At 58.7% G+C, this 25081-nt stretch carries 29 protein-coding genes and 1 tRNA gene; 18 read left to right on the top strand and 12 right to left on the bottom strand.

All coding sequences use genetic code 11. The features are described from left to right. Positions 1-838 (top strand): aldo/keto reductase (locus AAAB16_RS13795; protein ID WP_340663826.1); only part of this gene is annotated, 838 nt, incomplete at its 5' end. A 65-nt stretch (positions 839-903) separates the two neighbouring features. On the opposite strand, the gene AAAB16_RS13790 is transcribed toward AAAB16_RS13795, so the two are convergent. Then, complete coding sequence (locus tag AAAB16_RS13790; protein WP_110616664.1) at positions 904-2040, bottom strand: acyl-CoA dehydrogenase family protein; 1137 nt, start codon at positions 2038-2040, stop codon at positions 904-906. Between the two features lie 248 nt (positions 2041-2288). On the opposite strand from AAAB16_RS13790, the gene AAAB16_RS13785 reads away from it, so the two are divergent. Continuing rightward, entirely contained in the window at positions 2289-3194 is a 906-nt protein-coding gene (locus tag AAAB16_RS13785; protein WP_340663828.1) for a GlxA family transcriptional regulator, read from the top strand. 72 nt (positions 3195-3266) lie between these two features. After that, a complete protein-coding gene (locus tag AAAB16_RS13780; protein WP_340663825.1) occupies positions 3267-4232 on the top strand; it encodes a hypothetical protein in 966 nt (321 codons plus the stop codon). 141 nt (positions 4233-4373) lie between these two features. Here the strand turns inward: AAAB16_RS13780 and AAAB16_RS13775 are convergent, their stop codons facing one another. The 6 genes from AAAB16_RS13775 to hemA form a co-directional block, all read right to left on the bottom strand. Next, on the bottom strand, positions 4374-4886 hold the full coding sequence (locus AAAB16_RS13775; protein ID WP_340663824.1) for an acyloxyacyl hydrolase: 513 nt from the start codon (positions 4884-4886) through the stop codon (positions 4374-4376). Between the two features lie 154 nt (positions 4887-5040). Next, positions 5041-5835, bottom strand: coding sequence for a glutamate racemase (gene murI / locus AAAB16_RS13770; protein WP_340663823.1), 795 nt, complete (start codon positions 5833-5835; stop codon positions 5041-5043). After that, positions 5828-6592: a molybdopterin-synthase adenylyltransferase MoeB gene (locus tag AAAB16_RS13765; RefSeq protein WP_340663827.1), complete on the bottom strand. Its 765-nt coding sequence runs from the start codon at positions 6590-6592 to the stop codon at positions 5828-5830. The genes murI and AAAB16_RS13765 overlap by 8 nt, the downstream gene beginning before the upstream one ends. Next, positions 6585-7436 carry a peptide chain release factor N(5)-glutamine methyltransferase gene (gene prmC / locus AAAB16_RS13760; protein WP_340663822.1) on the bottom strand — a complete coding sequence of 284 codons (852 nt, stop codon included), beginning with the start codon at positions 7434-7436 and terminating at the stop codon, positions 6585-6587. The genes AAAB16_RS13765 and prmC overlap by 8 nt, the downstream gene beginning before the upstream one ends. A 3-nt stretch (positions 7437-7439) precedes the next feature. Next, positions 7440-8522, bottom strand: a complete 1083-nt coding sequence (gene prfA / locus AAAB16_RS13755) for a peptide chain release factor 1 (protein WP_340663821.1) — start codon at positions 8520-8522, stop codon at positions 7440-7442. Beyond that, positions 8519-9796 carry a glutamyl-tRNA reductase gene (gene hemA / locus AAAB16_RS13750; protein ID WP_340663820.1) on the bottom strand — a complete coding sequence of 426 codons (1278 nt, stop codon included), beginning with the start codon at positions 9794-9796 and terminating at the stop codon, positions 8519-8521. Before hemA ends, prfA begins: the two co-directional genes overlap by 4 nt. Before the next feature lie 199 nt (positions 9797-9995). On the opposite strand from hemA, the gene AAAB16_RS13745 reads away from it, so the two are divergent. The 8 genes from AAAB16_RS13745 to ychF all read left to right on the top strand — a co-directional run bounded on the left by AAAB16_RS13745 (position 9996) and on the right by ychF (position 16786). Next, on the top strand, positions 9996-11723 hold the full coding sequence (locus AAAB16_RS13745) for a tetratricopeptide repeat protein (RefSeq protein ID WP_340663819.1): 1728 nt from the start codon (positions 9996-9998) through the stop codon (positions 11721-11723). 4 nt (positions 11724-11727) lie between these two features. Continuing rightward, entirely contained in the window at positions 11728-12345 is a 618-nt protein-coding gene (gene lolB / locus AAAB16_RS13740) for a lipoprotein insertase outer membrane protein LolB (RefSeq protein ID WP_340663818.1), read from the top strand. After that, the gene (ispE, locus tag AAAB16_RS13735) at positions 12345-13196 is read left to right on the top strand and encodes a 4-(cytidine 5'-diphospho)-2-C-methyl-D-erythritol kinase (protein WP_340663817.1); all 852 of its coding nucleotides are present in this window, start codon (positions 12345-12347) and stop codon (positions 13194-13196) included. The genes lolB and ispE overlap by 1 nt, the downstream gene beginning before the upstream one ends. 33 nt (positions 13197-13229) lie before the next feature. Beyond that, positions 13230-13304 (top strand) — tRNA-Gln (locus tag AAAB16_RS13730). A 46-nt stretch (positions 13305-13350) separates the two neighbouring features. After that, positions 13351-14292, top strand: coding sequence for a ribose-phosphate pyrophosphokinase (locus AAAB16_RS13725; RefSeq protein WP_108098481.1), 942 nt, complete (start codon positions 13351-13353; stop codon positions 14290-14292). Between the two features lie 128 nt (positions 14293-14420). Further along, complete coding sequence (locus AAAB16_RS13720; RefSeq protein WP_340663816.1) at positions 14421-15029, top strand: 50S ribosomal protein L25/general stress protein Ctc; 609 nt, start codon at positions 14421-14423, stop codon at positions 15027-15029. Between the two features lie 31 nt (positions 15030-15060). Next, positions 15061-15645: an aminoacyl-tRNA hydrolase gene (gene pth / locus AAAB16_RS13715; protein ID WP_110616676.1), complete on the top strand. Its 585-nt coding sequence runs from the start codon at positions 15061-15063 to the stop codon at positions 15643-15645. Positions 15646-15685: 40 nt separating this feature from the next. Further along, positions 15686-16786: a redox-regulated ATPase YchF gene (gene ychF / locus AAAB16_RS13710; RefSeq protein WP_340663815.1), complete on the top strand. Its 1101-nt coding sequence runs from the start codon at positions 15686-15688 to the stop codon at positions 16784-16786. Between the two features lie 68 nt (positions 16787-16854). Here the strand turns inward: ychF and AAAB16_RS13705 are convergent, their stop codons facing one another. From AAAB16_RS13705 to AAAB16_RS13685, 5 genes are all read right to left on the bottom strand, one after another. Continuing rightward, positions 16855-17766: an SDR family oxidoreductase gene (locus AAAB16_RS13705; RefSeq protein ID WP_340663814.1), complete on the bottom strand. Its 912-nt coding sequence runs from the start codon at positions 17764-17766 to the stop codon at positions 16855-16857. A gap of 133 nt (positions 17767-17899) precedes the next feature. After that, on the bottom strand, positions 17900-18454 hold the full coding sequence (locus AAAB16_RS13700; RefSeq protein ID WP_340663813.1) for a hypothetical protein: 555 nt from the start codon (positions 18452-18454) through the stop codon (positions 17900-17902). 27 nt (positions 18455-18481) lie between these two features. After that, positions 18482-19378, bottom strand: coding sequence for an alpha/beta hydrolase (locus AAAB16_RS13695; RefSeq protein WP_340663812.1), 897 nt, complete (start codon positions 19376-19378; stop codon positions 18482-18484). Beyond that, the gene (locus AAAB16_RS13690; RefSeq protein WP_110616681.1) at positions 19378-20160 is read right to left on the bottom strand and encodes a class II aldolase/adducin family protein; all 783 of its coding nucleotides are present in this window, start codon (positions 20158-20160) and stop codon (positions 19378-19380) included. Before AAAB16_RS13690 ends, AAAB16_RS13695 begins: the two co-directional genes overlap by 1 nt. 197 nt (positions 20161-20357) lie before the next feature. Continuing rightward, positions 20358-20813, bottom strand: coding sequence for a flavodoxin (locus tag AAAB16_RS13685; RefSeq protein WP_340663811.1), 456 nt, complete (start codon positions 20811-20813; stop codon positions 20358-20360). A gap of 200 nt (positions 20814-21013) precedes the next feature. On the opposite strand from AAAB16_RS13685, the gene AAAB16_RS13680 reads away from it, so the two are divergent. The 7 genes from AAAB16_RS13680 (at position 21014) to AAAB16_RS13650 (ending at position 25050) form a co-directional block, all read left to right on the top strand. Continuing rightward, entirely contained in the window at positions 21014-21619 is a 606-nt protein-coding gene (locus AAAB16_RS13680; RefSeq protein ID WP_340663810.1) for a hypothetical protein, read from the top strand. 144 nt (positions 21620-21763) lie between these two features. Then, positions 21764-22339, top strand: a complete 576-nt coding sequence (locus tag AAAB16_RS13675) for an antibiotic biosynthesis monooxygenase (protein WP_340663809.1) — start codon at positions 21764-21766, stop codon at positions 22337-22339. Positions 22340-22441: 102 nt separating this feature from the next. Next, a complete protein-coding gene (folM, locus tag AAAB16_RS13670) occupies positions 22442-23149 on the top strand; it encodes a dihydromonapterin reductase (protein WP_340663808.1) in 708 nt (235 codons plus the stop codon). A gap of 46 nt (positions 23150-23195) precedes the next feature. Next, on the top strand, positions 23196-23567 hold the full coding sequence (gene folX, locus AAAB16_RS13665) for a dihydroneopterin triphosphate 2'-epimerase (protein ID WP_108096067.1): 372 nt from the start codon (positions 23196-23198) through the stop codon (positions 23565-23567). A 94-nt stretch (positions 23568-23661) separates the two neighbouring features. After that, positions 23662-23952: a DUF1244 domain-containing protein gene (locus AAAB16_RS13660; protein WP_340663807.1), complete on the top strand. Its 291-nt coding sequence runs from the start codon at positions 23662-23664 to the stop codon at positions 23950-23952. After that, on the top strand, positions 23952-24293 hold the full coding sequence (locus AAAB16_RS13655) for a HopJ type III effector protein (RefSeq protein WP_340663806.1): 342 nt from the start codon (positions 23952-23954) through the stop codon (positions 24291-24293). Before AAAB16_RS13660 ends, AAAB16_RS13655 begins: the two co-directional genes overlap by 1 nt. A 148-nt stretch (positions 24294-24441) precedes the next feature. Beyond that, positions 24442-25050, top strand: coding sequence for a putative glycolipid-binding domain-containing protein (locus AAAB16_RS13650; protein WP_340663805.1), 609 nt, complete (start codon positions 24442-24444; stop codon positions 25048-25050). Positions 25051-25081 lie beyond the last annotated feature (31 nt).

Raw genomic sequence — 25081 nt, 5'->3', positions numbered from 1 at the left:
AATCATCGGCAATTACTTTAAAGCGCGCGGTAATCGCGGCGACTGGATTCTCGCCAGCAAGATTGCCGGACCAGGCAATGGCATTGATTACATCCGCGACGGCCAACTCAAACACAACCGCGCCCATATTGTTGCCGCCGTTGATGCCAGCCTGAAACGCCTGCAAACCGATTACATCGACCTCTATCAATTGCACTGGCCCGAGCGCAGCACCAACTTTTTCGGCCAGCTTGGCTACCAACATAAAGAACAGGACTTCACACCGATCGCCGAAATTCTTGAGGCGCTGGACGAACAAGTGAAGGCCGGCAAAATTCGCCACGTCGGTCTGTCCAACGAAACGCCGTGGGGCACCATGAAGTTTCTACAGTTATCCGAGCAACTTGGCTTGCCCCGCCCAGCGTCCATTCAGAACCCCTACAATCTGCTCAACCGTAGTTTTGAAGTAGGCCTGGCCGAAGTGGCGCTGCGCGAGCAATGTGGCCTGCTCGCTTACTCGCCAATGGCGTTCGGCATGCTGTCGGGCAAGTATGAAAACGGCGCCCGTCCGGCCGATGCACGCATCAGCCTATTTAGCCGCTTTACCCGTTATACCAACCCGCAAGCGGAAGCGGCCTGCTCGCGCTATGTCGCGCTGGCCCGTGAGAACGGCCTGGATCCGGCACAGATGGCGCTGGCATTCGTTACCGCGCAGCCCTTTGTGACCAGCAACATCATTGGCGCGACCAGCCTGGAACAGCTGAAAAGCAACCTTGCCAGCGCGGACCTGACTCTCAGTGCAGAGCTATACGCACAAATCGATGCCACCCACAAAGCGCAACCAAACCCTGCACCATAACCAGCCGTAAGTAGCCGAAAGCAAAAAGCCCGGCATCAACGCCGGGCTTTTTATTCAACCGAACATCACAGCGAGCGCGAAATAATCTCCTTCATGATTTCGTTAGTCCCCGCATAAATCCGCTGCACCCGCGCATCAGCCCAAGCGCGCGCCACCGGGTACTCCCACATATAGCCGTAGCCGCCGTGCAACTGCACGCACTCATCCAACACTTTGCATTGCAGATCGGTCGTCCAGTATTTGCACATGGCAGCGGTCGGCACATCCAGCTTGCCTTCTAGATGCTGCTCCAGGCAGCGGTCGACAAATACGCGCCCTACCTGCACTTCTGTGGCGATCTCGGCCAACTTAAAGCGAGTGTTCTGAAAGTCGCTGATGGATTTGCCAAACGCCTTACGTTCGCGGGTGTAATCCAGCGTCCACTTAAGCGCTGCTTCCGCGTTAGCCAACGCCCCAAGGGCAACAGTCAAACGCTCCTGTGGCAGCTCCTGCATCAGATAGGCGAAGCCCATACCGGCCTGCCCCAGCAAGTTTTCCTTGGGCACCCGCACATCCTGAAAGAACAGCTCGGAGGTGTCCTGCGCCTTCATACCGACTTTCTCCAGGCGCTTGCCTTTGGCAAAGCCCGGCGTGCCTGCCTCAACCAGAAACAAACTGGTCCCTTTCGCGCCAGCTTTAGGATCGGTCTTAGCAACGACAATCACCAGATCAGCCAGAAAGCCGTTGGTGATAAAGGTCTTCGAACCATTGATCACATACTCGTCGCCATCCAATACCGCCGTGGTTTTCACCCCTTGCAGGTCGGAGCCGGCGCCTGGCTCAGTCATAGCGATGGCAGTGACCATTTCGCCAGACACGAGCTTGGGCAGGTATTTGAGTTTCAGGTGTTCGGAGCCGTAATGCAGGATGTACGGCGCGACGATATCGGAATGCAGTGAGAAACCGATGCCACTCAATCCGAGGCGGCTAATCTCTTCAATCACCACGGTGCTGTAGAGAAAATCCGCCGCCATGCCGCCATATTCCTCCGGCAGGTGCGAACACAGCATGCCGGCCTCGCCGGCCTTGTTCCACAGCGCGCGGTCGATATGCCCGTCCTTCTCCCATTGCGCGTGGTAGGGCACGGCTTCCTGCTCAAGGAACTTGCGTACGCTGTCACGGAACAGCTCATGCTCAGAGCTGAAGAGGGTTCTTGGAATCATTGTTTTACCCACTGGATACGTCTACGCCGGGATTGGCAAGGGCTCGACTGTAGGACAGTCAAACGTTCCGACGCACTGGACACATGCGACAAAAAATAAGACGATCCAGCCAGCCACTGACCACTATCCCCTAATAAGAATAAGCATCCATGCCAACTGCTCAGTCCAGCGCACTCAAGCGCGTCGCCATTCTGGCCATCGAGGGCGTGTTCGCCTCCACCCTCATGCAAGCCAAAGACTTCTTCCATATGGCCAGCCTGCGCTACGGCCGGCAACTGGGGCTGGGCCTGACACCCGCCTTCGACATTCACCTGGTAAGCCCCGACGGCCAATCAGTACCCAGTTTTAGCGACGTGGTATTGCCGGTCAGCGGCGGCCTGGAACCGGCAGACATCATCATCCTCCCGGCTTACTGGGGCGACTTCGACCTGCTCTGCCAGCGCTACCCGCAAATTTTCACCTGGCTGCGCAAACAGCACGCGGCAGGCAGCGTGATCTGCGGTGAGGCCATGGGCGTGTTCTGGATTGCGCAGGCTGGCCTGTTAGATGGCAAAGAAGCCACCACCTACTGGCGCTTTTTCCGCGAGTTCAGCGAACGGTTTCCCAAGGTGTTGCTGAATCAGGAAAAACACTTGGCCGATGCCGACAACCTCTACAGCGCCGGCGGCACTACCTCGGCGTGCGATCTTTACCTATACCTGATCGAGCGCTTCTGCGGCGCCAGCGTGGCGCAGGCGGTGGCCCGCGACATCCTCTACGAAGTGCAGCGCAACTACACGCCAGGACGCATCGGTTTTGGCGGGCAGAAGCTGCATCAAGACGTGACCATCCTGCAGATCCAGCAATGGCTGGAAGAAAACTTCGCGGAAAAATTTCGTTTTGAAGACGTAGCCCGCCAGCACGGCATGAGCATTCGCAACTTTATGCGCCGTTTTCAGACGGCCACTGGCGATAAACCGCTGCACTACCTGCAACGGTTACGGATCGAAACAGCCAAAGGCCTGCTCAGTGCCACGCGCAAAAGCATCAAGACCATCAGCTACGAAGTGGGCTACGACGACGCCAGCTTCTTCGCCCGGTTGTTCCGTCAGCACACAGAACTGTCGCCCAACCAATACCGTCGCCAGTTCCAGCAGAAGGACAGCCATTCCTAGGATGGGGGTTGGTCGCCCTGCCCTGCGACCTATGATCGGCGTGTGAACCTCTAACAAAAACAGGTACTTGTCATGCGCCCTTTACTCCTTGCCCTGCTTACGCTGTGCAGCCTCGTGGCTGTGGCAGACGAACAATGGAAAGCCTTCCCCTACGACCAGAGTGGCTATGACTACTCCGGCGACAAGCTGCGCCAAGCGTGGCCACAGTTGACCCGTGGCTTTGGCGATAACTACCCGTTCCCCGATGCGGACTGGGTGATCAAGATGGCCACCACCTACCCGAAAGCACTGGAAATGACCGTCGCCGGCGGCACTGGCTTTACCGGCAAACCGGAAGAAGCCGAGATTTACGCGCAGAAACTGCAAAACGTTTGGCGCCTGATGTTTAAAGGCGATTTTGCCCAAGCGAAAAAAGAAGGCCTGGCCTTAGGCGTGGGCGGGCAGATTCCGGCAATGTTTGCCCAAGTGGTGTACGCCATGTTTCTGGTGCCTGACCAAGCGGAAAAACATCGCCTGCTGGAAGAGGTCATCGACTACACCGACAAGGCCGGCGAGTTGGTGCAAGCCGATACCGTGGCGCAATTTGGTCGCGTCTATGCCAAAGCGCGCTTGGGTGAAGAGTTGTCGGTGCCGGTGGTACTCAAGCGCGGCTACACCAGCCAGATCCCCAAAGAACTCGACGCCCTACTGGCCAAACAACCCGGCCAACCTTTTGCCCTCGCGCTGTACGGCGGCTATGAAGCCGGGGTGATCCGCAAGGTTGGCAAGCTGGTGGGCAAAATGACCTACGGCGTCAGCTCGGACAAAATGGAAACCTACTTCGCCCAGTCCTTTAAAGAAGCCAACAACCTGCCTATTGGCCATTACGAATACGCCAATGCGTTGAGCTATGTGTATGGCGATGATGAAGAAGCCAAGGCCATTCAACACCTCAAACAAGCCGTAGCGCTTAAGCCCATTAATGCCATGGAGGCGCTGGAAGTGGCGCATGCCAAAGAGCTGCTCAACGCCCATGAACAGAAGGTGGCACAAAACTAAGCGCGCGAGTTGCAGCCGCTAAGCGGCCTAGTTGGCGCCTTACCATCCGCCATAAAACAGAAACCCCCGCACTATGGCGGGGGTTTTCTTTGTCACCTGAAGCCCGGAGTTAAACCGGCTTTTTCGTGGCACCAGCCTTAGTTAGAAGGCTACGCGGTAGTGCACGGTATAGGCCTCTACACCATCGTTCGGCTGGCTGATCCCGGCATTGGAGTAATGGATGGCACGCAGCCCCACTTCCTGACCGGCAAAGCGCACGCCAACACCCAAGCGATCCTCAAATTGGAAGGACGAGCCCAAGTCGTTGCTTTCCAGTTCGGTCTTGGCAAAGAGCGCCACACCGACACCGGCTTCCACATAAGGACGTACGTTCTCGCCGGCGAATTCGTAAACAAATACCGGGGAGAAAGACACGCTGTGGTTACTGGAGGTTTTATCCCCATCCCAATAGGTATACCCCGCGTCCCAATAGCCGGTCAGACGACCGACATCGCTCTGCCACCAACTGTTACCGAAATCAAATTGGGTAGCTAGGCGCACGACAGCTGTGGAGTCACCGGTTTGACCAATGGCTACCGTTACATCTGCAGCTTGAGCGGAGAAGGAAATACCAAGGGATACGGCTGCAGCGGCAACCAAAGAAATCAACTTCATCTCAACTTCCTTTTGTATCAGGTTGATCACAAGTCCTGCATTTAGGCTTGATTATAGAAATGTTGGCTATAAACGGAAGGCACCGCTCTACACATAATTGCCTAAAGAAACGCTGACGTTTCCGGCCAATGTAATCGCCAGAGTCCCCGTGCCACTAACGCAGCAGCGGATTAACCCTGGCCTCCCTGCCAAGTAGGAGCGGCAGTACCAGAAATAGGTTCGAACTATTTCCACTCGACCACAATTGCGTACCTTTGGCCGGCCCCTGGGCGAGCAGATTACGCTCAGCCAGCAGCCGTTGCAGTTGCTTGGCCACCGCCATACCGGTGTCGATCAGCGTCACTGACGATGGCACCAATTCGGTTAATAGCGGTTTGATAAAAGGGTAATGGGTGCAGCCAAGGATCAGCGTGTCGCAGCCCTCGGCCAGCAGCGGGTCGACATAGCTACGCAGCAATTGGCGAGTGACGTCGCTGTGCAATTCGCCAGATTCGATTAGCTCCACCAAACCAGGACATGGCCGAGTGATTACCCGTACATCACTGGCAAAGCGGTCGAGTAACGCAGCGAACTTGGCGCTCTGCAGCGTGCCAGTGGTGGCCAATACGCCGACCACACCACTGCGGGTGGCCGCCGCCGCCGGCTTTACTGCTGGCTCCATACCAATGATGGGCAACTCGGGGTACTGCGCGCGCAGTTGGGTAATCGCGGCGGCGGTGGCAGTATTGCAGGCCACCACCAGCGCCTTGGCGCCCTGCTCCAACAAAAAGTCGGTGATGACCGTGCTGCGCTGGCAAATAAACTCGGCGGTCTTTTCGCCGTAAGGCACGTGGCCGCTATCGGCGACATACAGCAGCGTTTCGTCTGGCAACAGCGCTTGGATTTCGCGCAGCACCGACAGGCCGCCGACGCCGGAATCGAACACACCAATGGGCGCGCTCTTATGCATGGGCGCCGCCACACACGCTACAGCCTGGGTCGCGTTTAACCCGTAGTTCGCGAAAGCGTGAGCCCAAGGCATCAATCAACAACAAGCGCCCCACCAGCGGTTCACCAAACGGGGCCAGCAGCTTTAGCGCCTCCAGCGCTTGCAGCGAACCGACCAAACCCACCAACGGGCCGACTACCCCGGCCTCGCTGCACGTCAGCTCGGCCTCGCTGCCGCGCCCGTACAAGCAGTGGTAGCACGGGCTGTTGGGCTGGCGCGGATCAAACACCGAAAGCTGGCCTTCCAGGCGAATCGCGGCACCACTAACCAGCGGTTTTTTCGCCGCCACGCAGGCTGCGTTTACGGCCTCGCGGGTGCCGAAGTTATCCGAACAATCCAGCACCAGGTCCACCGTTTCAACCGCAGCGGCCAAACTATCGGCATCCAGCGCGCTGCGGTGGGCATGGAGTTTCAGGTGCGGGTTGATGGCCAACAGGCGTGCACTCATGGAGTCGACCTTGCTCTGGCCAATGCTCGCGGTGTCGTGGGCGATTTGCCGTTGCAGGTTGGTCAAATCAACCGTATCGAAGTCTGCCAGGTGCAGTTCGCCGACGCCGGCAGCGGCCAGATACAGGCCAACCGGCGAGCCCAGCCCACCCAAGCCAACGATCAAGGCGCTGCTGTTTTTCAGGCGCAGTTGGCCGTCGATATCAATCTGACTAAGCAAGATCTGCCGGCTGTAGCGCAGCAGCTCTTCATCGTTAAGTGAGTCATGCATTGGCGTAACGCCCCAGGCTGATTCGTTCATGGCCGGCCAAATCGCGGCGGCTTTCGATAGCTGTAAAGCCTTGCGCTGCCAACAGCTCACGGACGGCGGCAGCCTGGTCAAAACCGTGCTCCAACAATAGCCAGCCGCCCGCCACTAAGTGCGCGGGGGCCTGCTGAATAATCCGGCGAATATCATCCAGCCCATCAATGCCCGCCACCAGCGCACTGGCCGGCTCGAAGCGCACATCGCCTTCAGCCAAGTGTTTATCGTCTGCGGCGATATAGGGCGGGTTGCTGACGATCAAGGCAAAGGTGTGCCCGGCGACGGCGCTAAACCAATGGCTCTCGGCGAACTGCGCATTGCCCAGTTTCAGGCGGCTGCGGTTGCGCTCGGCCAGGGCCACGGCTTCTGGTACGCGGTCGACACCGGTAACCCTCCAGCCCGGCCGCTCAGTGGCTAACGCCAAGGCAATGGCGCCGGTGCCAGTGCCCAGATCAAGGGCAGCAATGGGAGTGTGCGGCAGTAGTTCGAGCGCGGTTTCTACCAGCAGCTCGGTATCCGGACGAGGAATCAGGGTGTGCGGCGCCACTTCCAGATCAAGGCTCCAAAAACCCTGCTGGCCGAGGATATAAGCCACCGGTTCGCCCTGCTGACGACGCTGGATGGCGGTCTGAAAGCGCTGCAACTGTTCAGCGTTCAACTCACGCTCGGGCCAGGTACGCAGATAGCTACGCGGTTTACCCAGTACGGCCGCCAACAACAACTCGGCATCCAACTGTGCAGTGTCCGATCCTGGCAGCACAACGCTGGCCAGCAGGTGTTGAATACTTGAGGCGCTGCCTTGGCCGCTCAAGGATCAGTCGCCCAGCGCAGCCAATTGGTCGGCCTGGTATTCGCTGAGCAGCGGTTCAATCACCGCGTCAACGCCACCGGCCAACACATCGTCGAGGTTATAGAGGGTCAGGTTGACGCGGTGATCGGTCACCCGCCCCTGGGGAAAGTTATAGGTGCGAATACGCTCGGAGCGGTCACCGGAACCCACCAGCAAACGGCGGGTATCAGAGATCTCTTTATGCGCGGCTGCTTCCTGCTGATCGTTAAGCTTGGCCGACAACCAGGCCATGGCCTTGGCGCGGTTCTTATGCTGCGAACGCTCTTCTTGGCATTCGACCACGATGCCGGACGGCAAGTGGGTGATACGAATGGCCGAATCGGTTTTGTTAACGTGCTGACCACCCGCGCCCGAGGAGCGATAGGTGTCAACGCGTAGGTCTGCCGGGTTGATCTCGATGGCTTGCTGCTCATCGGGCTCGGGCAAAACGGCCACGGTGCAGGCCGAGGTATGGATACGGCCTTGGGATTCGGTTTCCGGCACCCGCTGGACGCGGTGCGCGCCAGACTCGAACTTGAGCTTGGCGTAAACATTGTCACCTTCAACGCGGGCGATCACTTCTTTATAACCGCCGTGCTCGCCGATGTTCTCGGACAAAATCTCCACCCGCCAGCCGCGCTTTTCGGCGTAGCGCGAGTACATGCGGAACAGGTCGCCGGCAAAGATCGCCGCCTCGTCGCCACCCGTGCCGGCGCGCACTTCGAGAAATACGTTGCGCCCGTCGTTGGGGTCTTTGGGCAGCAGCATGCGTTGCAGACGCGCTTCCAGGTCGGCCAGTTGCTCTTTGCTGTCGGCCACTTCCTGCTCGGCCATTTCGCGCATATCCGGGTCGCTGTCTTTGAGCAACGCCTGGGCGCCCTGCATATCGGCGGTGACTTTGCGGAATTCGACCAGCAACTGCACCACCGGCTCGACCTCGGCGTACTCCTTGGAATACGCGCGAAATTTGCTCTGATCGCTGATCACTTCGGCGTCGCCAAGCAGCGCCGTCAGTTCCTCGTAGCGGTCGTGGATCATGTCCAGTTTGTTTAGCAGTGACGCTTTCATTGCGGGGCTTTATCCGTGGTGCTCTCGTCGAGCGCAAAGAGTTCCTGAGCCACGGTCAACGCATCAATGCGTCCGTCGGCCGAGAGTTTTTTCAGTTGCACGCTGGGGGCGTGCAGCAACTTATTAGTCAGGCCGCGGGCCAATTGCGCCAGTGCCTCTTCGGCCGACGTGCCATTGGCGAGCATGCGCTGGGCCTTGGCCAACTCGTCGTCGCGCAAGCGCTCAGCCTGTTGCCGGTATGCTTTGAGCACATCAACGGCGGCCAATTCGCGCAGTCGCGACATAAAGTCGCTGGTGCCGATAGCCACCAACTCTTCAGCGGCCTGGGCAGCACCTTGGCGGCTTTTCAAGTTCTCGGCGATCACATCATGGAGATCGTCGACGGTATACAGATAAACGTCATCCAGCTCGCCCACTTCCGGCTCGATGTCGCGCGGCACGGCGATATCGACCATAAAAATCGGCTTGTGCTTGCGCAGCTTCAACGCGCTTTCCACCGCGCCCTTGCCGAGAATCGGCAGCTGGCTGGCAGTGGAACTGATGACGATATCGCTGGTGACAAGCTCTTGCGGAATTTCCGAGAGCAGCACCGCATGGGCGCCAAATTGCTCAGCCAATTGGCTGGCACGTTCGAGGGTGCGGTTGGCAACAACGATGCGTTTCACCCCCTGTTCATAGAGATGACGGGCCACCAACGTAATGGTTTCGCCGGCCCCGATCAGCAGCGCGGAACTGTTGTTCAGGTTGGAAAAAATCTGCTTGGCCAGGCTGACGGCCGCAAAGGCTACGGAGACCGGGTTCTCGCCAATGGCAGTGTCGGTGCGCACTTGCTTGGCGGTACTAAAGGTGGCCTGAAATAAACGCCCGAGCAGCGGGCCAACGGTGCCGGCCTCGCGAGCCACAGCGTACGCGGACTTCATCTGGCCGAGAATCTGCGGCTCGCCGAGCACCATGGAGTCCAGCCCGGAAGCCACGCGCATCATATGTCGCACGGCGGAATCATCCTGATGCACATAGGCACAGGCGCGTAACTCATCGAGGCTGAGTTGGTGATAGTCCGCCAGCCAGGCCAGCACGCCGTCGGCGGTCAGGCTGTCTTGCTCGATATAGAGCTCGCTGCGATTGCAGGTCGAGAGAATTGCCGCCTCGCGGCTGGCAGTGCGCGAACATAACTGCTGCAATGCCTCAACCAACTGCTCCGGGGTGAACGCCACGCGCTCGCGGACGTCTACCGAGGCGGTCTTATGGTTGATACCAAGGGCAAGAAAGGTCATGCAGGGTCGCTGACAGAATCCGGAAGCCGCCAATTGTCCTACTTCACCAGATTGAGAACAACCACCGCTGACCATTGTCCTAAATGTCGGTAGCCTGTGATGCGCAGAGCCAACCATAGATAGGCGCTCGCCCCATGGGTTTTGCCCCACGGCTTGTGTCATGATGCCCAAACCGCAGGTAAGTCGCCCTTTCCTATATATGAATAAATCGTTGCCATTGTTCGCCGCCGTCTTGTTTCTCGGGGGCTGTGCCAGCCTGAGCCCCTCCAAGCAGGACGGCACACCGCCGGTGGAAGACACCGCGCCAGCCGCCGTTGCCAAACCTGAGGTGTATAGCTCGTTCAGCGAAGAGACCTTGCTCTCGCTGCTGACCGCCGAGCTTGCCGGGCAGCGCAACCGCTTCGATATCGCCCTGGAAAATTACATTCAGCAAGCCAACGAAACCCAGGATGCCGGCGTTGCCGAGCGCGGGTTCCGTATTGCTGAGTACTTGGGTGCCGACGAACCCGCGCTGGAAACCTCGCTGATCTGGGCGAAAAACGCCCCGGATAATCTCGAAGCGCAACGCGCCGCGGCTATTCAACTCGCACGCGCCGGCCGCTATGACGAGTCCATGGTATTCATGGAAAAAGTCCTGCAAGGCCAGGGTGATACCCACTTCGACTTTCTCGCACTGTCCGCCGCCGAGACTGATCCCGACACCCGCGCAGGCTTGTTGCAAAGCTTCGACCGCCTGCTGGTGAAATATCCGGATAACGGCCAACTGCTGTTTGGCAAAGCCCTGCTCTTGCAGCAGGACGGCCACCCGGACACCGCACTGAAACTGCTTGAAGATCAGAAAGCCGCCACCCACGACGTCGCCCCACTGCTGCTGCGCGCTCGCCTGCTGCAAGGTATGAAACGTGGCGACGAAGCCGTGCCGCTGCTAGAAAAAGGCATCAAGCAGCACCCGGACGACAAGCGCCTGCGCCTGGCCTACGCCCGTTTGCTGGTGGAGCAGAATCGTTTGGACGACGCCAAGGTTGAGTTTGCCTCCCTGGTGCAGCAATTCCCCGATGACGACGATCTGCGTTTCTCCCTGGCGCTGGTTTGCCTGGAAGCCCAGGCCTGGGAAGAGGCGATCGGCTATCTGCAAGACCTGGTCGAACGTAACAGCCATGTCGACGCCGCCCACTTCAACCTCGGCCGCGCCTACGAAGAGCTAAACCAGAAAGACAACGCCGTGCAGGAGTTTGCCCTGGTCGGCCCTGGCAATGACTACCTGCCGGCACAACTGCGCCAAGCCACTATTTTGTTCGATAGCGGCCGCAGCAGTGAAGCGGCGAAACTGCTCGCCGAAGCCCGCGACAGCCAACCGGATTACGCCATTCAGCTGTACCTGATCGAGGTGGAGGCGCAGTCCAACCGTCAGCACTACGACGATGCCTGGGCAATCATTCAAAAAGCACTCAAGCAATACCCAGACGATCTCAACCTGCTGTACACCCGTGCGATGCTGGCGGAAAAGCGCAACGACCTGGCCCAACTGGAAAAAGATCTGCGCACCATCCTTAGCCGCGAACCGGATAATTCCATGGCGCTTAACGCCCTGGGTTACACCCTGGTAGATCGCACTACACGCTATGCCGAAGGCCGCGACCTGATCCAGAAAGCCCATAAGTTGAGCCCGGATGATCCGGCCATTCTCGACAGCCTGGGCTGGGCCAACTACCGCACCGGCAACCTCGACGAAGCCGAGAGTTTGTTGCGCCAAGCCCTGGAACGTTTTCCTGACGCGGAAGTGGCAGCCCACCTCGGCGAAGTGCTGTGGGCCAATGGCAAACAGCCTGAGGCGAAAAAAGTCTGGGCGGCTGCGCAAAAAGAACAACCCGACAACACCATCCTGCGCGAAACCCTTAAGCGCCTGACCGGTTCCGAGAAGCTTTAAGCCCATGCGTTTGCGCCACCTCCTCGTTATTGGCCTGCTCACCGTGCTTAGCGGTTGCGTAGGCCTCACCTCCCATGAATCGCTGGAAGGCCAGGGTGACCCGGCCAAATGGCAGGCCCATAAAGAACGCACCGTTGCCCTCAACGGCTGGCAAATCAGCGGCAAGGTTGGCATTCGCGCCCCGAAAGATTCGGGCAGCGGCACGCTGTTTTGGCTGCAACGTCAGGACTACTTTGACATTCGCTTATCTGGCCCGCTGGGCCGCGGTGCTGCGCGCCTGACCGGGCATGCCGGCGACGTCACCCTGGAAGTCGCCAACCAAGGCCGCTACCAAGCGGCGACGCCGGAAGAACTACTCGAACAACAGCTGGGTTGGCGATTGCCGATTTCACACCTGACCTGGTGGGTTCGCGGCGTCCCCGCACCGGATAGCAAAAGCAATGTCACCCTCGACAGCGAGAGCCACCTGCAACGCCTTACCCAAGACGGCTGGCAAGTGGAATACCTCAGCTACGCCGAGCAGAACGGCTATTGGTTGCCCGAGCGCATGAAGTTGCATGGGCGCAATCTCGACGTAACCCTGGTGATCAAGGACTGGCAACCACGCCAGTTGGGCAAGTGATGTCCGCTGCTCGCCTCACCCTGCCGGCACCGGCCAAACTCAACTTGATGCTGCATATCATCGGCCGCCGCGCCGATGGTTATCACCAACTGCAAACCCTCTTTCAGTTCCTCGACTACAGCGATGAGCTGAGCTTTGCTCTACGCGAAGACGGCGAAATTGTTTTGCATACAGAAATCGAGGGTGTACCTCACGACAGCAACTTAATCGTGAAAGCCGCGCGACAACTGAAAAATAAAAGTGGTTGCGCGCTGGGTGCGGATATCTGGCTGGAAAAACGTCTACCCATGGGCGGCGGTATTGGCGGCGGCAGTTCTGATGCTGCAACCACCCTGCTCGGCCTCAATCACTTATGGCAGCTGGGCTGGAGCCTCGAGCAACTGGCCGAAATCGGCATCGGCCTGGGCGCTGACGTACCGGTATTTGTGCATGGCCACGCTGCCTTTGCCGAAGGGGTGGGCGAAGTGCTGACTCCGGTAGAACTAGAGGAACCGTGGTTTCTTGTGGCAATACCGCAAGTATCTGTCAGCACAGCAGAAATTTTCTCTGACCCGGAGTTGACACGCGATTCTCCCGCGATTACATTGTCGGCCGTTCTCGAGCGGGGCGGTCGTAATGACTGTCAGTCGGTGGTCGAGAGGCGTTACCCAGATGTTCGTAACGCTTTGATCTTGCTAAACAAATTTGTTTCAGTTAGATTAACCGGCACTGGATGTTGCTTGTTTGGGAGCTTCCCTAACAAAGCCGAAGCTGATAAAGTCGCGGCCCAACTTCCAGCCTCCCTGCCAGGGTTTGTTGCTAAAGGTTGTAACGTTTCGATGTTGCACCAGCGGTTACAAAAACTGTCCTGAGAAGCGGATGCTCGGCATCCAGTTGCACACTACAGGGGCGTCGCCAAGCGGTAAGGCAGCAGGTTTTGATCCTGCCATGCGTTGGTTCGAATCCAGCCGCCCCTGCCATTTTCTATACTCATCCAGGTATACCCTCAGCCGGCAGGTACTGCGCGTGTCCAAGATGATGGTCTTTACGGGGAATGCTAACCCCGATCTGGCGCGACGTATCGTACGTCAGCTGCATATCCCACTCGGCGATGCCTCCGTTGGAAAGTTTTCTGACGGTGAAATCAGCATTGAGATCAACGAAAACGTTCGCGGTAAAGACGTCTTCCTGATCCAGCCGACATGCGCGCCAACCAACGATAACCTGATGGAACTGGTGGTAATGGCTGATGCCTTCCGCCGCTCCTCGGCTACTCGAATCACAGCCGTGATCCCCTACTTCGGTTACGCCCGCCAGGATCGCCGTCCGCGTTCTGCTCGCGTTGCTATCAGCGCCAAAGTGGTGGCTGACATGCTGACCGTTGTCGGTATCGACCGCGTTCTGACTGTTGATTTGCACGCCGACCAAATTCAGGGCTTCTTCGATATTCCAGTAGATAACATCTACGGTTCGCCAGTGCTGGTGGACGATATCGAAGATCAACGTTTTGAAAATCTGATGATCGTGTCTCCGGACATTGGCGGTGTAGTGCGTGCTCGCGCTGTCGCTAAGTCCTTGGGCGTGGATCTGGCCATCATCGACAAGCGTCGTGAGAAGGCCAACCACTCCGAAGTGATGCACATCATTGGTGATGTTGAAGGCCGTACCTGCATCCTCGTGGATGACATGGTCGATACCGCTGGCACACTCTGCCACGCGGCTAAAGCCCTGAAAGAACATGGCGCTGCCAAGGTTTTTGCCTACGCAACCCACGCTGTTCTCTCTGGTCGTGCCATCGAGAACATCGAAAACTCCATGCTCGACGAACTGGTGGTTACCAACACCATTCCATTGTCAGCAGCTGCTCAAGCCTGCAAACGTATCCGTCAGTTGGATATCGCGCCGGTAGTCGCTGAAGCGGTACGCCGCATCAGCAATGAAGAATCGATCAGCGCGATGTTCCGCTAAGGGCTAAATCCCTGGCTGCATTGTGCAGAACGAAAGTGCCCCGCCTCGTGCGGGGCTTTTTGCCTAACCGCTTTCTATTGCCGGTCGCAAGCATAGAAAAGCGTTGATGCTTTATCTGGAGATTCACCATGACTGATTTCGCCCTGAATGCTGAAGTGCGTTCCGACCTGGGGAAAGGTGCGAGCCGCCGCCTGCGTCGTCTCGCCGCCCAAGTTCCCGCCGTAGTTTACGGTGGTGACAAAGAGCCCGTTTCCATCACCCTGCTGGCTAAAGAAGTTGCCAAGCTGCTGGAAAACGAAGCTGCCTACAGCCACGTTATCGCTCTGACCGTTGCCGGCAAAGCTGAGAACGTTGTGATCAAAGCCCTGCAACGTCACCCAGCCAAAGGCCACGTGCTGCACGCTGACTTCGTACGCGTTGTTGCTGGCCAGAAACTGAACGTTCACGTTCCATTGCACTTCATCAACCAAGAAACTTCGGTTGGCGTGAAGCAGCAAGGTGGCGAAGTTTCCCACACCGCCGCTGAAGTTGAAGTTTCCTGCGAGGCTAAAGACCTGCCGGAATTCATCAACGTTGACATGGCTAACGTTGAAATCGGTCAGATCGTTCACCTGTCCGACCTGGTTCTGCCAGCTGGCGTTGAACTGGTTGCTCTGGCCCACGGCAAAGACTTGCCGGTAGCCAACATCCACGCTTCGCGCGTACCAAAAGAAGACGAAGAAGGCGCAGCCGAGTAATTCTCGCCTGCTCTAAGGAAGGGCTCCTGTCGTGACTGCCGTACAACTGATCGTCGGCCTGGGTAATCCAGGCGCTGAATACGAACAGACCCGGCATAACGCAGGGGCCCTTTTTGTTGAGCGTCTCGCTGCGGCCCAACGGGTCAACTTAGTAGCAGAGCGCAAATTTTTCGGTCTGACGGCGCGTTTCAGCCATCAAGGCCACGATATTCGTCTGTTGATTCCCACGACCTATATGAACCGCAGTGGTCAGGCCGTTGCGGCCATGGCCAGTTTCTACCGCATTCCGGTAGACGCCATTCTGGTCGCGCACGACGAACTCGACATGCCACCGGGCGTTGCCAAATTCAAACAAGGCGGCGGGCACGGCGGCCATAACGGCTTGCGCGACATCATTGCGCAACTCGGCAATCAGAACACCTTTCACCGTTTGCGGCTTGGCATTGGCCACCCCGGTGAAGCCAGTAAAGTGTCCGGTTTTGTGCTTGGCCGCGCCCCGCGCAGCGAGCAGGAAAAGCTGGATGCCAGCATCGACTTTGCCCTCGGCGTGCTGCCAGAGGTTTACGCCGGGGAATGGAACCGGGCGATGAAACTCCTGCACAGCCAGAAGGCCTGACCACTCTTTTTAGCGAATTCACTTCCGCGAGGATTACACCATGGGATTTAACTGCGGCATCGTCGGCCTGCCTAACGTTGGCAAGTCCACCCTGTTCAACGCCCTGACCAAATCCGGTATCGCGGCGGAGAACTTCCCGTTCTGCACCATCGAGCCGAACAGCGGCATTGTGCCGATGCCCGACCCGCGTCTGGACGCCCTGGCAGCCATCGTTAACCCCAAGCGCATCCTGCCAACCACCATGGAATTCGTCGACATCGCCGGCCTGGTGGCCGGCGCCTCGAAAGGTGAAGGCCTGGGTAACAAGTTCCTGGCCAACATCCGCGAAACCGACGCCATCGCCCACGTAGTGCGCTGCTTCGAAGACGAAAACGTGATCCACGTTTCCAACAGCGTCGACCCCAAGCGCGACATCGAGATCATCGACCTTGAGCTGATCTTCGCCGACCTCGACAGCTGCGAAAAACAACTGCAGAAAGTGACCCGCAACGCCAAAGGCGGCGATAAAGACGCCGTGGCGCAGAAGGCCCTACTGGAACAGCTGATCAACCACTTCACCGAAGCCAAGCCCGCGCGCAGCCTGATGAAGAACATGGGCGCCGACGAGAAAGCGATCATTCGCGGCTTCCACCTGCTGACCACTAAGCCGGTGATGTACATCGCCAACGTGGCCGAAGACGGTTTTGAAGACAATCCGCTGCTCGACGTGGTCAAAGCCATTGCCGAAGAAGAAGGCGCGATCGTGGTACCGGTATGCAACAAAATTGAAGCGGAAATTGCTGAGCTCGACGACGGCGAAGAAAAGGACATGTTCCTTGAGGCCCTGGGCCTGGAAGAACCTGGCCTGAACCGCGTGATTCGCGCCGGCTACGAAATGCTCCATCTGCAAACCTACTTCACCGCTGGCGTTGAAGAAGTGCGCGCCTGGACCGTCCGTGTAGGCGCCACCGCACCGCAAGCTGCTGGCGTGATCCACACTGACTTCGAAAAAGGCTTTATCCGCGCCGAAGTGATTGCCTACGACGACTTCATCCAATTCAAAGGTGAAGCTGGCGCCAAAGAAGCCGGCAAATGGCGCTTGGAAGGCAAGGAATACGTGGTTAAAGACGGCGACGTGATGCACTTCCGCTTCAACGTCTAAGCCGCTGCAACGCTGCAAAAAAAGGCCGGCCCCTGATGAGGGAGCCGGCCTTTTTTATGGACTGAAACTTAGCCTGTGTATTTTTGCAGGTTAGCCATCATGGCTTGCAAAGCTTGCAGGCTGTCTTCTGGGTGGCTGGCACCGTCGAAGTCGCCGATCTGTTTCCAGGCGGCGGCGACATCGTCGGCATCAAAACCGGCTTTGGGGTCGAAGCCGGCGCCATTGCTGCGCTCCCAACGAACTTTGCCGATCCAGCCGCCACCCACTTCGTACAGACCTGCAGTGTCTTGGCAGTTTTCGCTGCCCAGGTACACCACCAGCGGGCTGATCAGTTCGGGCTTGAGCTGATCGAATACTTGCTGCGGGATCAAGCCTTCAGTCATACGCGTGCCGCCAGTGGGGGCGATGGCGTTAACGAAGATATTGTTTTTACGCCCTTCGATGGCCAGAGTGCGGGTCAAGCCATAGAGGCCAAGCTTGGCCATGCCGTAATTGGACTGACCGAAGTTGCCGTAAATGCCCGAGGTGGACGAGGTAAAGATAACCCGGCCGTAATTCTGTTCACGCATATGTGGCCAGGCGGCGCGGGTTACTTTGTAGGCGCCGGCGACGTGCACTTGGTAAACCAGATCCCAGTCGGCGTCTTCCATTTTGTGGAAGGTTTTGTCGCGCAGGATGCCGGCGTTGTTGACCACCACATCGATACGGCCAAAGGCGTCGAGGGCGTTTTGCACAATCTTATCGCCGTCGGTAACCGAATCGTGGTTGGCCACAGCGGTGCCGCCGGCTTCGCGAATTTCTGCAACCACGCGGTCTGCTGCCGAAGCGTTGGCGCCTTCACCGTGGGTGCTGCCGCCCAAGTCGTTAACCACCACCTTGGCGCCAGCTTTGGCGAATGCCAGGGCGTGGGCGCGGCCAATACCACCGCCAGCACCGGTGACGATCACAACCTTATCTTCAAAACGAACGGACTCGCTCATAAACAGCTCCTGTGGCAGATGGCAGAACATGCGTTGCGTCGAGTTTCCGGGAGCGCAGCGGCCGCCACAATAAAGACGGCCAGACCTGAATGGCGCCCAATAAGGTTAGGGCATGATTCGCCGCTGGCCTGCGCTATCGACCGGGAGTCGGCGCCGGGCAGCGTTCAGCCGCTTCGACGGGCGCAGCAACGGCGCTGTAGCGATACATAACATCGCGGTCCGGCGCCCCACCGGCAATGATCAAGAACATGCCGAAACTGCTGGTGTGGATAGCCGCCTGCAGCTCCGCAGGGTTGTTCAGGTTCAGGGTTACTTCGCGGTTGTTATGGCCCCAAGCCAGAAGTGGAATGCCGTTAAAGTCGCTATCGGCGAAGTGATAGTGCTGACCGTCCAGCGTGCCGGCGATGCTCAGTTGCCCCACACAACGGCCCACGCGGTGCAGGCGCACGGTAAGCTGCTGGTCCCCCTCAATCTGCAAATGCACCAGCCCGGCAGTGTCGGGCGCATCGAGCACCGGGAAGTTGGCGCGGCTGGCCAATAACGGCCAGAGCCCTGGCGCGTACTGCGGACTGCCCAGCGGCTGCTGGGCGTACCAGCCATCAAACAGCAACGGTGCATCTTTTACCGGCGTGGTGCTCGCGCAGCCGCCCATAAATAGAACCGCAGCTAAAACCGCAACCTTGCGCATACCGTCCCCCGCCGAAAAAGTCTGCGGCTAGGCTACAGCAGTGCCTGCCAACGCGGCACGAAATGCCAGGTAATGCTGCAACACCTGCTCCGGCGCCTCGGTTTGCGGGTAATGGCCGATGCTGTCGAGCAATACGGTGTCGGGCTGGGGGATCAGCTCGCGGTAGCGCGCGACCATATGCGCGCCGGAAATCGGGTCCACCGCGCCATCGATTACCCGCAGCGGCAAACCGCATTTTTGCATCGCCGCAACCCAGCGCTCACGTTGCTGACGCCGTTCGGGAATGTAGTGGATCAAGCGGTGCATGACGGCTGGGCCATTCTCGCGGGCGATCAGGCTCCAGAAATCATCGAGTTCCTGCTCGCTAGGCTGCGTATTGGGGCCAAACACCTGAGCAAAGCTGGCAGCCAACTTCTTGCGGCTAAACAGGCGACCAATCAACGGCCCTAACGGGCTTAGCAGCAGCTTTTGCACCAGCACCGGGCGATGGGTTTCCGGGAACAGACCGCCGTTGAGAAACACGCAAGAGGCCAGCCGCACACGGCCTTCGTAGTGCCGCGCGATAAGCTCCTGTGCCACGCTATCGCCATAGTCGTGGGCCAGCACGTGCACCGGGCCGTCGATATGCAGATGGCGCAGCAGCGCTTGCTGGATATCGGCCTGCTCCAGCAAGCGGTAGTCGTGCCTACGGGGCTTGGCCGAATCGCCAAAGCCCAGCATGTCGCAGGCAATCACCTGGTAGTGCTGGGCCAAGGTCTGCCACAGGTAATGCCAGTCCCAACTCGCCGTGGGAAAGCCGTGAATCAGCAACAACGGCTCGCCCTGACCAGCGCTCCAGTAAGCAATGTTGTGGCCCTCAAAGGTCAGGCTCTTCCCCTGCGCGCGCCAGTCACGCAAGGAAATACCGGCGAGTGCCGGCGCCATTAAACGGCGTAGCCAGGGTTTTGCTGATCGAGCTTACGTAGCAGTGCCGGCCAGGCCAGGCTACCGCCCATGCCTTGGGCGGTTTTCATCACGCCCTGCACCATGGCTTTGGCGCCATCAAGGATTTGCTGCGGAATGTGGATAAGTTCAGCGCCGCCACTCTGCGCCATCACCTGCACTTCGCAGGCGCGCTGTAGGGTGAACATCATCAGAAAGGCGTCGGCGATGCTGCTAGAGCAGGTCATCAGGCCGTGGTTGGGCAGAATCATAAAATTGCTTTCACCCAAGTCCGCCTGCAAACGGGCCTTTTCTTCATGGTTCAGCGCCACGCCCTCATAGCCGTGGTAGGACAGGCTAGACAGCACAAACAGCGACTGTTGCGACAACGGCAGCAAGCCCTGCTTTTGCGCCGAGACCGCAATGCCCGCGGCGGTATGGGTATGAATCACGCAACCGACGTCATGCCGCACTTCGTGCACGGCGCTGTGGATGGTGTAGCCGGCTGGGTTGATCTCGTAAGGGCTGTCCATTTGCTTAACGCCGTTGAGGTCAACCTTGACCAGGCTGGAAGCGGTGATCTCGTGGAACATCAAGCCAAACGGGTTGATCAGGAAGTCTTCGGTGCCGGGCACCTTGGCGGAGATATGGGTAAAGATCAGATCGTCCCAACCATGCAGGGCGATCAGGCGGTAACAGGCCGCGAGGTCAACACGGGCCTGCCACTCCGCAGGGGAGACGTGGTCTTGGATATTCGGCACGGATTTAATTTGCGCAACGGTCACGGTAGCCACCTCGGTTTTATTGTTTTAAGTGAGGTTGGAGTCTAGCGAGGGATACAGAGCGCGGTAGTCGCTATTGCAGCCAGGTTAGTGGCCGAGCGAGTCAGGGATGGGAGTGGCAGCTGACCGCGGTGGCGGCGCAATAGGGGATAAGCTCCCCTCGCCCGCTTGCGGGAGAGGGGGTGGGGGTGAGGGGCTTTTCAGGCCTTGAATGCAGTAACCAAGTCCGCCAACCACGGCTCAGCATCACTCTCCGGCGTCACCGTCTCACTGGCATCCAAGCGCAGCATCGGCAGCACTTCACGCAGCCCCAGCTCGGCAAACAACTCACGCAGCTGCTCACCACCGCCGCAAAAGGTGTCGCCATAACTGGCATCGCCCAGGCCAATCACGGCACCGGGCAAACCGCGCCATTGGCTCGGCAGCTCATCACGAATGGCGTAGTACAACGGTTGCAGGTTGTCTGGCAGCTCGCCCATGCCAGTGGTCGAAGTCACCGCCAAAAACGCTTCCGGGCCGAAGGCTTTGACGTCATCCAAGGTCGCGCGCGGGTTATGCCAGGCGTCGAAGCCAGCGGCTTTGAGCAACTTTTGCGCATGGCGCGCCACTTCTTCTGCGCTGCCAAATACCGAACCGGACAAAATCGCAATTTTCATCAAAACACTCCCCGAGCTGGCTAAAAAACGCCGGGCATTATGCCTGAGCCTCGGTGCTTGTAGTTTTCAGGATGCCGATGGCTCTAGGACAAGGGTTGCGCCCCGCTTATCGGAAATATCCTACAAGCGCCTAATAAAAACGCTGTACGACGGTCCTAGCAACACTTCTCTATCGCTTGCCCAGCTGTTCGGAGCACGCCATGCAAGACACACATCTGTTGACCAGTGAAGAGCTGGACTTCATCCAAGACCTGCCGTTCGCGCAGCCGGCTTCATCGCAGACGCCGAGTTTGAAGGTCGACGGCGGCACGCAAACCAAAGCCCTGCTTACCCGCCTGGCCGCCAGTGATCAATTGACCATTGAGGCGCACTTCAATGGCGAGCGCGTAACGTTTCCGCTGAATTTGGTCGAAGACGAATTCCATAGTCTGAGCCTGGAAATCGGCGTACCGCAGGTGGTGGAGCAAGGTGCCCCGGAACGGGCCTGGCGCCTGCATATGCAAACCCCCATTGCCCTGCTGGACGAGCATGGTCACGCCAGCGGCATGTGGCTGCACAGCCTGTCCACCACCGGCATGCTGGTGGAAGTGCGCCACAACGCGGTGCCCAACAGCTGCACCCTGTGGCTGCCACAAGCCGATGGCGAGCCGATTCGCCTACAAGGCATCCTCGCCCGCCGCACCGACCAGCGCCTGGTGGCTTACCGCCTGAGTGGGCGTAAAACCGCGCACCGCGAGCGGTTGCGCCAGTACATTTATCAGCAACACCGTCTGCTTAACCCGCTGCAGGCAACGCAAGGCACCTGACGAACTGCCCGCTCTAGTACGCATCTTTGCTGGCATTCACTGGCAAAAAACCACTACTCTTTGCACCTGACGCCCCGCCACCCCTGGGGCGCTTTTTTGCCAAGGCTTTACCCAAGCCGCCGCAAGGTTTTGAGGAGATACACAATGTCTGCTTCCCCCGTCACCCTGATGGTGGCTCGCCGTGTGCCCCGTGAGCAGTACCACGACTTTATGCTCTGGCTGCGCGAAGGCGAACAACTGGCTACCGACTTTCCCGGTTATCTCGGCTCTGGCGTACTCGCCCCACCGGCCGACGATGACGAATTCCAAATCGTATTCCGCTTCGCTGACGCCGAACTGCTCGCCAGTTGGGAGCACTCCGCCTCGCGCCGTGCCTGGCTGCAACGTGGTCAAGGGCTGTTCGCCCAGCCGCTGGAACACCGCGTGCAAGGCATTGATGCCTGGTTTGGCAGCGCCAGCCGTAACGTGCCGCGCTGGAAACAAAGTGTCGCCATCTGGTTGGCGTTTTTTCCGGTGTCGCTGGCATTCAACCTGATCTTTGGCGGGATTCTCAGTGAGCTACCGCTGGCCGTGCGCATCTTGCTCAGCACCCTGGCGCTGACGCCGTTGATGACCTACTGGTTTATTCCCCTCTCCACCCGCCTGCTGGCGCCGTGGCTGCATAAGCGCAAAGCGTTGCGCGAGCCATCGGCGTCGACGCTGGCCACTGCGGCTAAGTAGGTCATCAGGTAGCACGCTGGCTTTTGTGCCAGGCAGCAGACTGGGGTAACGTTGCCAGGCCCGCTTTTACCGGCGGGCCTTTTTCTTGTCTGCGAGTCGCCCATGTCTGTTGCTGCCCCCATTCTGCTCACTGGCGCTGGCCAACGTGTTGGCCTGTTCTGCGCCGAACGCCTGCTTGATGACGGCCACGGGCTGATCGTTACCTACCGCCAGGAGCGGGAAAGTGTGCAACGCTTGCGCGAGCGCGGGGCGATCGCTATTCAGGCCGACTTTTCCAGCGAGACGAGCATTCTGGCCTTTGTCGCCGAGCTAAAAACCCATACCGACAGCCTGCGCGCGATTGTGCATAACGCCTCGCAATGGCTGGCCGAAACGCCGGGCGACGAAGGCGCCATCTTCCAGCAAATGTTCAGCGTGCATATGCTCGCGCCTTACCTGATCAACCTGCATTGTGCAGACCTGCTGCGCCGCTCCAGCCCGGCGGATATCGTGCATATCAGTGACGATGTGGTGCACAAAGGCAGCGCCAAGCACCTGGCCTATTGCGCCAGCAAAGCAGGGTTGGAAAGCTTGACCCTGTCGTTCGCCGCCAAGTACGCGCCCGAGATAAAAGTAAACGGCATCGCCCCGGCCTTGATCCTCTTCAACGACGGCGATGACGCCGAGTACCGCGCCAAGGCGTTGGCCAAGTCGGCGCTGGGTATCGAGCCTGGCGCCCAAGTGGTCTACCAGAGCCTGCGTTACTTACTGGATAACACCTATGTCACCGGCACAACGCTAAGCGTCAATGGCGGCCGGCATTTGAAATAAACACGGGCCCAGGCCCTCGTTAAACGATTGGATGGAGTACACCGCTATGCCGAGACTGGAGCCTGGAATGGCGCGCATTCGGGTCAAAGACCTGCGCCTGCGCACCTTCATCGGAATAAAGCAGGAAGAGATCGACAACAAGCAGGATGTGCTGATCAACCTGACCATCCTCTACCCTGCTGTCGACGCCGTGCAGGTCAACGACATTGAGCACGCGCTGAACTACCGCACCATTACCAAAGCCATTATTGCCCACGTCGAAAACAACCGCTTCGCCCTGCTGGAGCGCCTGACCCAGGAGCTGCTTGACCTGGTAATGGCGCACCCAGCCGTACGTTATGCCGAAGTGGAAGTGGATAAGCTGCATGCCCTGCGCTTTGCCGAGTCGGTGTCGATCACCCTCGCCGGCCACCGCTAAAGCGCTTGCCCGCATTGCCGTGCGGGCCTGGCGCTTTTATCATCGCGCCCATTCCAGCCATTCTTCCAGCCGCACGCTCTCGGAGTACCGCGCCATGACCGAGCAAGAACAGATCGAACTCGAAGCCGCTGCCTTTCGCCAGCTTGTGCAACACCTGCGCGACCGCACCGACGTGCAAAACATCGAGCTGATGAACCTCGCCGGGTTCTGCCGTAACTGCCTGTCCAAGTGGTACAAGGCCGCTGCCGACGATATCGGCCTGCCCGTGAGCATCGACCAGGCCCGCGAAGAGATCTACGGCATGCCGTACAGCGAGTGGAAGAGCAAACACCAGAAAGAAGCCAGCAGCGATCAGCAGGCGGCGTTCAACAAGGGCCACAAGTAATGACTGCACTCTCCGATTTCCGCGCCGCGCTGCACAGCGACGGCCATCTGTTCGCCAGCACCCTGACGTTTATTGCCGAGCACTATGAGTACCAGCCCAGCGCCTTTGTAAACGGCACCCAGAACAACGCCAGCGGGCAGAACGAAGGCTCGTGCAAAACCCTCGGTTTGGCCCTGCTTGAAGGCCTGAGTCTGGAAGAAACCTTGCGCGCATTCGGTGAGCATTACCGCAGTGTATTGGCCACACCCACCGGCACTGACCACGGCAATATTCGCGCGCTGATGGATACCGGTTTGAACGGTGTCAATTTCGAGCAGCAACCGCTCAAGCGCAAGGCTTGAGGCGCTAAGCAAAGAAAGTTTTCTTTGTAGCCAAAATCCTACATACATCACAGAAACCACCGCTTATTCTGCCCGCCGGTGTACACCATGGACGGTGCCCTGCGGCTGCAAGAATGCGCCCCACCGTCCGCTCTTTGGAGTTGCACGGATGCAGCAAACCTTGATGCAGCAACAAACCCTTGTGTGGAAACCCTGGTTTAACCCGGGCGTGGAAAACCTGCGCCTGCGCCAGGACGACAGCGGCATTCATGCCAGCAGCCATTTGATTCAGAGCGTGCGTGGCAACAGCATCGCCGCCACCTACGTGCTCAACTGCGACCCGCGCTGGCGCTTTCGCCGCCTGTGGCTAAAGGTCGACAACCTCGGCCAGCGCAGCCTGACGCTGGAGCGCGACATTCGCGGGCGCTGGCTGCTCAATGGCCAACCGCGCGACGACCTGAGCGACTGCCAACACGTCATGCTCTCGGCCACGCCCTTTACCCATACGCCAATCCTACAACGCAGCGCCTTGGAAATCGGGCAAAGCGAAGACGTGCAGGTGGCCTATGTGGACATGCTCGGCTTTACCGTACAACCGCGCAGCCAGCGCTACCAATGCCTGCGCCAGCAGGATGAGCACACCCTGTATCGCTACGAGACAGCGGGCAAACAGAGCCGGGAACTGACCATGGACAGTCAGGCGTTTTTGACCAAGGCCAGTGAGCAATACCTGCGCCTGACCTCGAAGCTGGCGTTGGAACTGAATACCTGGGTGTAAGGCGCCTTGGATGGAGTCGGTCCGCGTTCGG

Origin of the sequence: Pseudomonas sp. (assembly GCF_037994325.1) — a bacterium.
GTDB lineage: Bacteria > Pseudomonadota > Gammaproteobacteria > Pseudomonadales > Pseudomonadaceae > Aquipseudomonas.
Note: the sequence above shows the minus strand (reverse complement) of the source record. Positions and strands in the feature narration are given on the sequence as shown.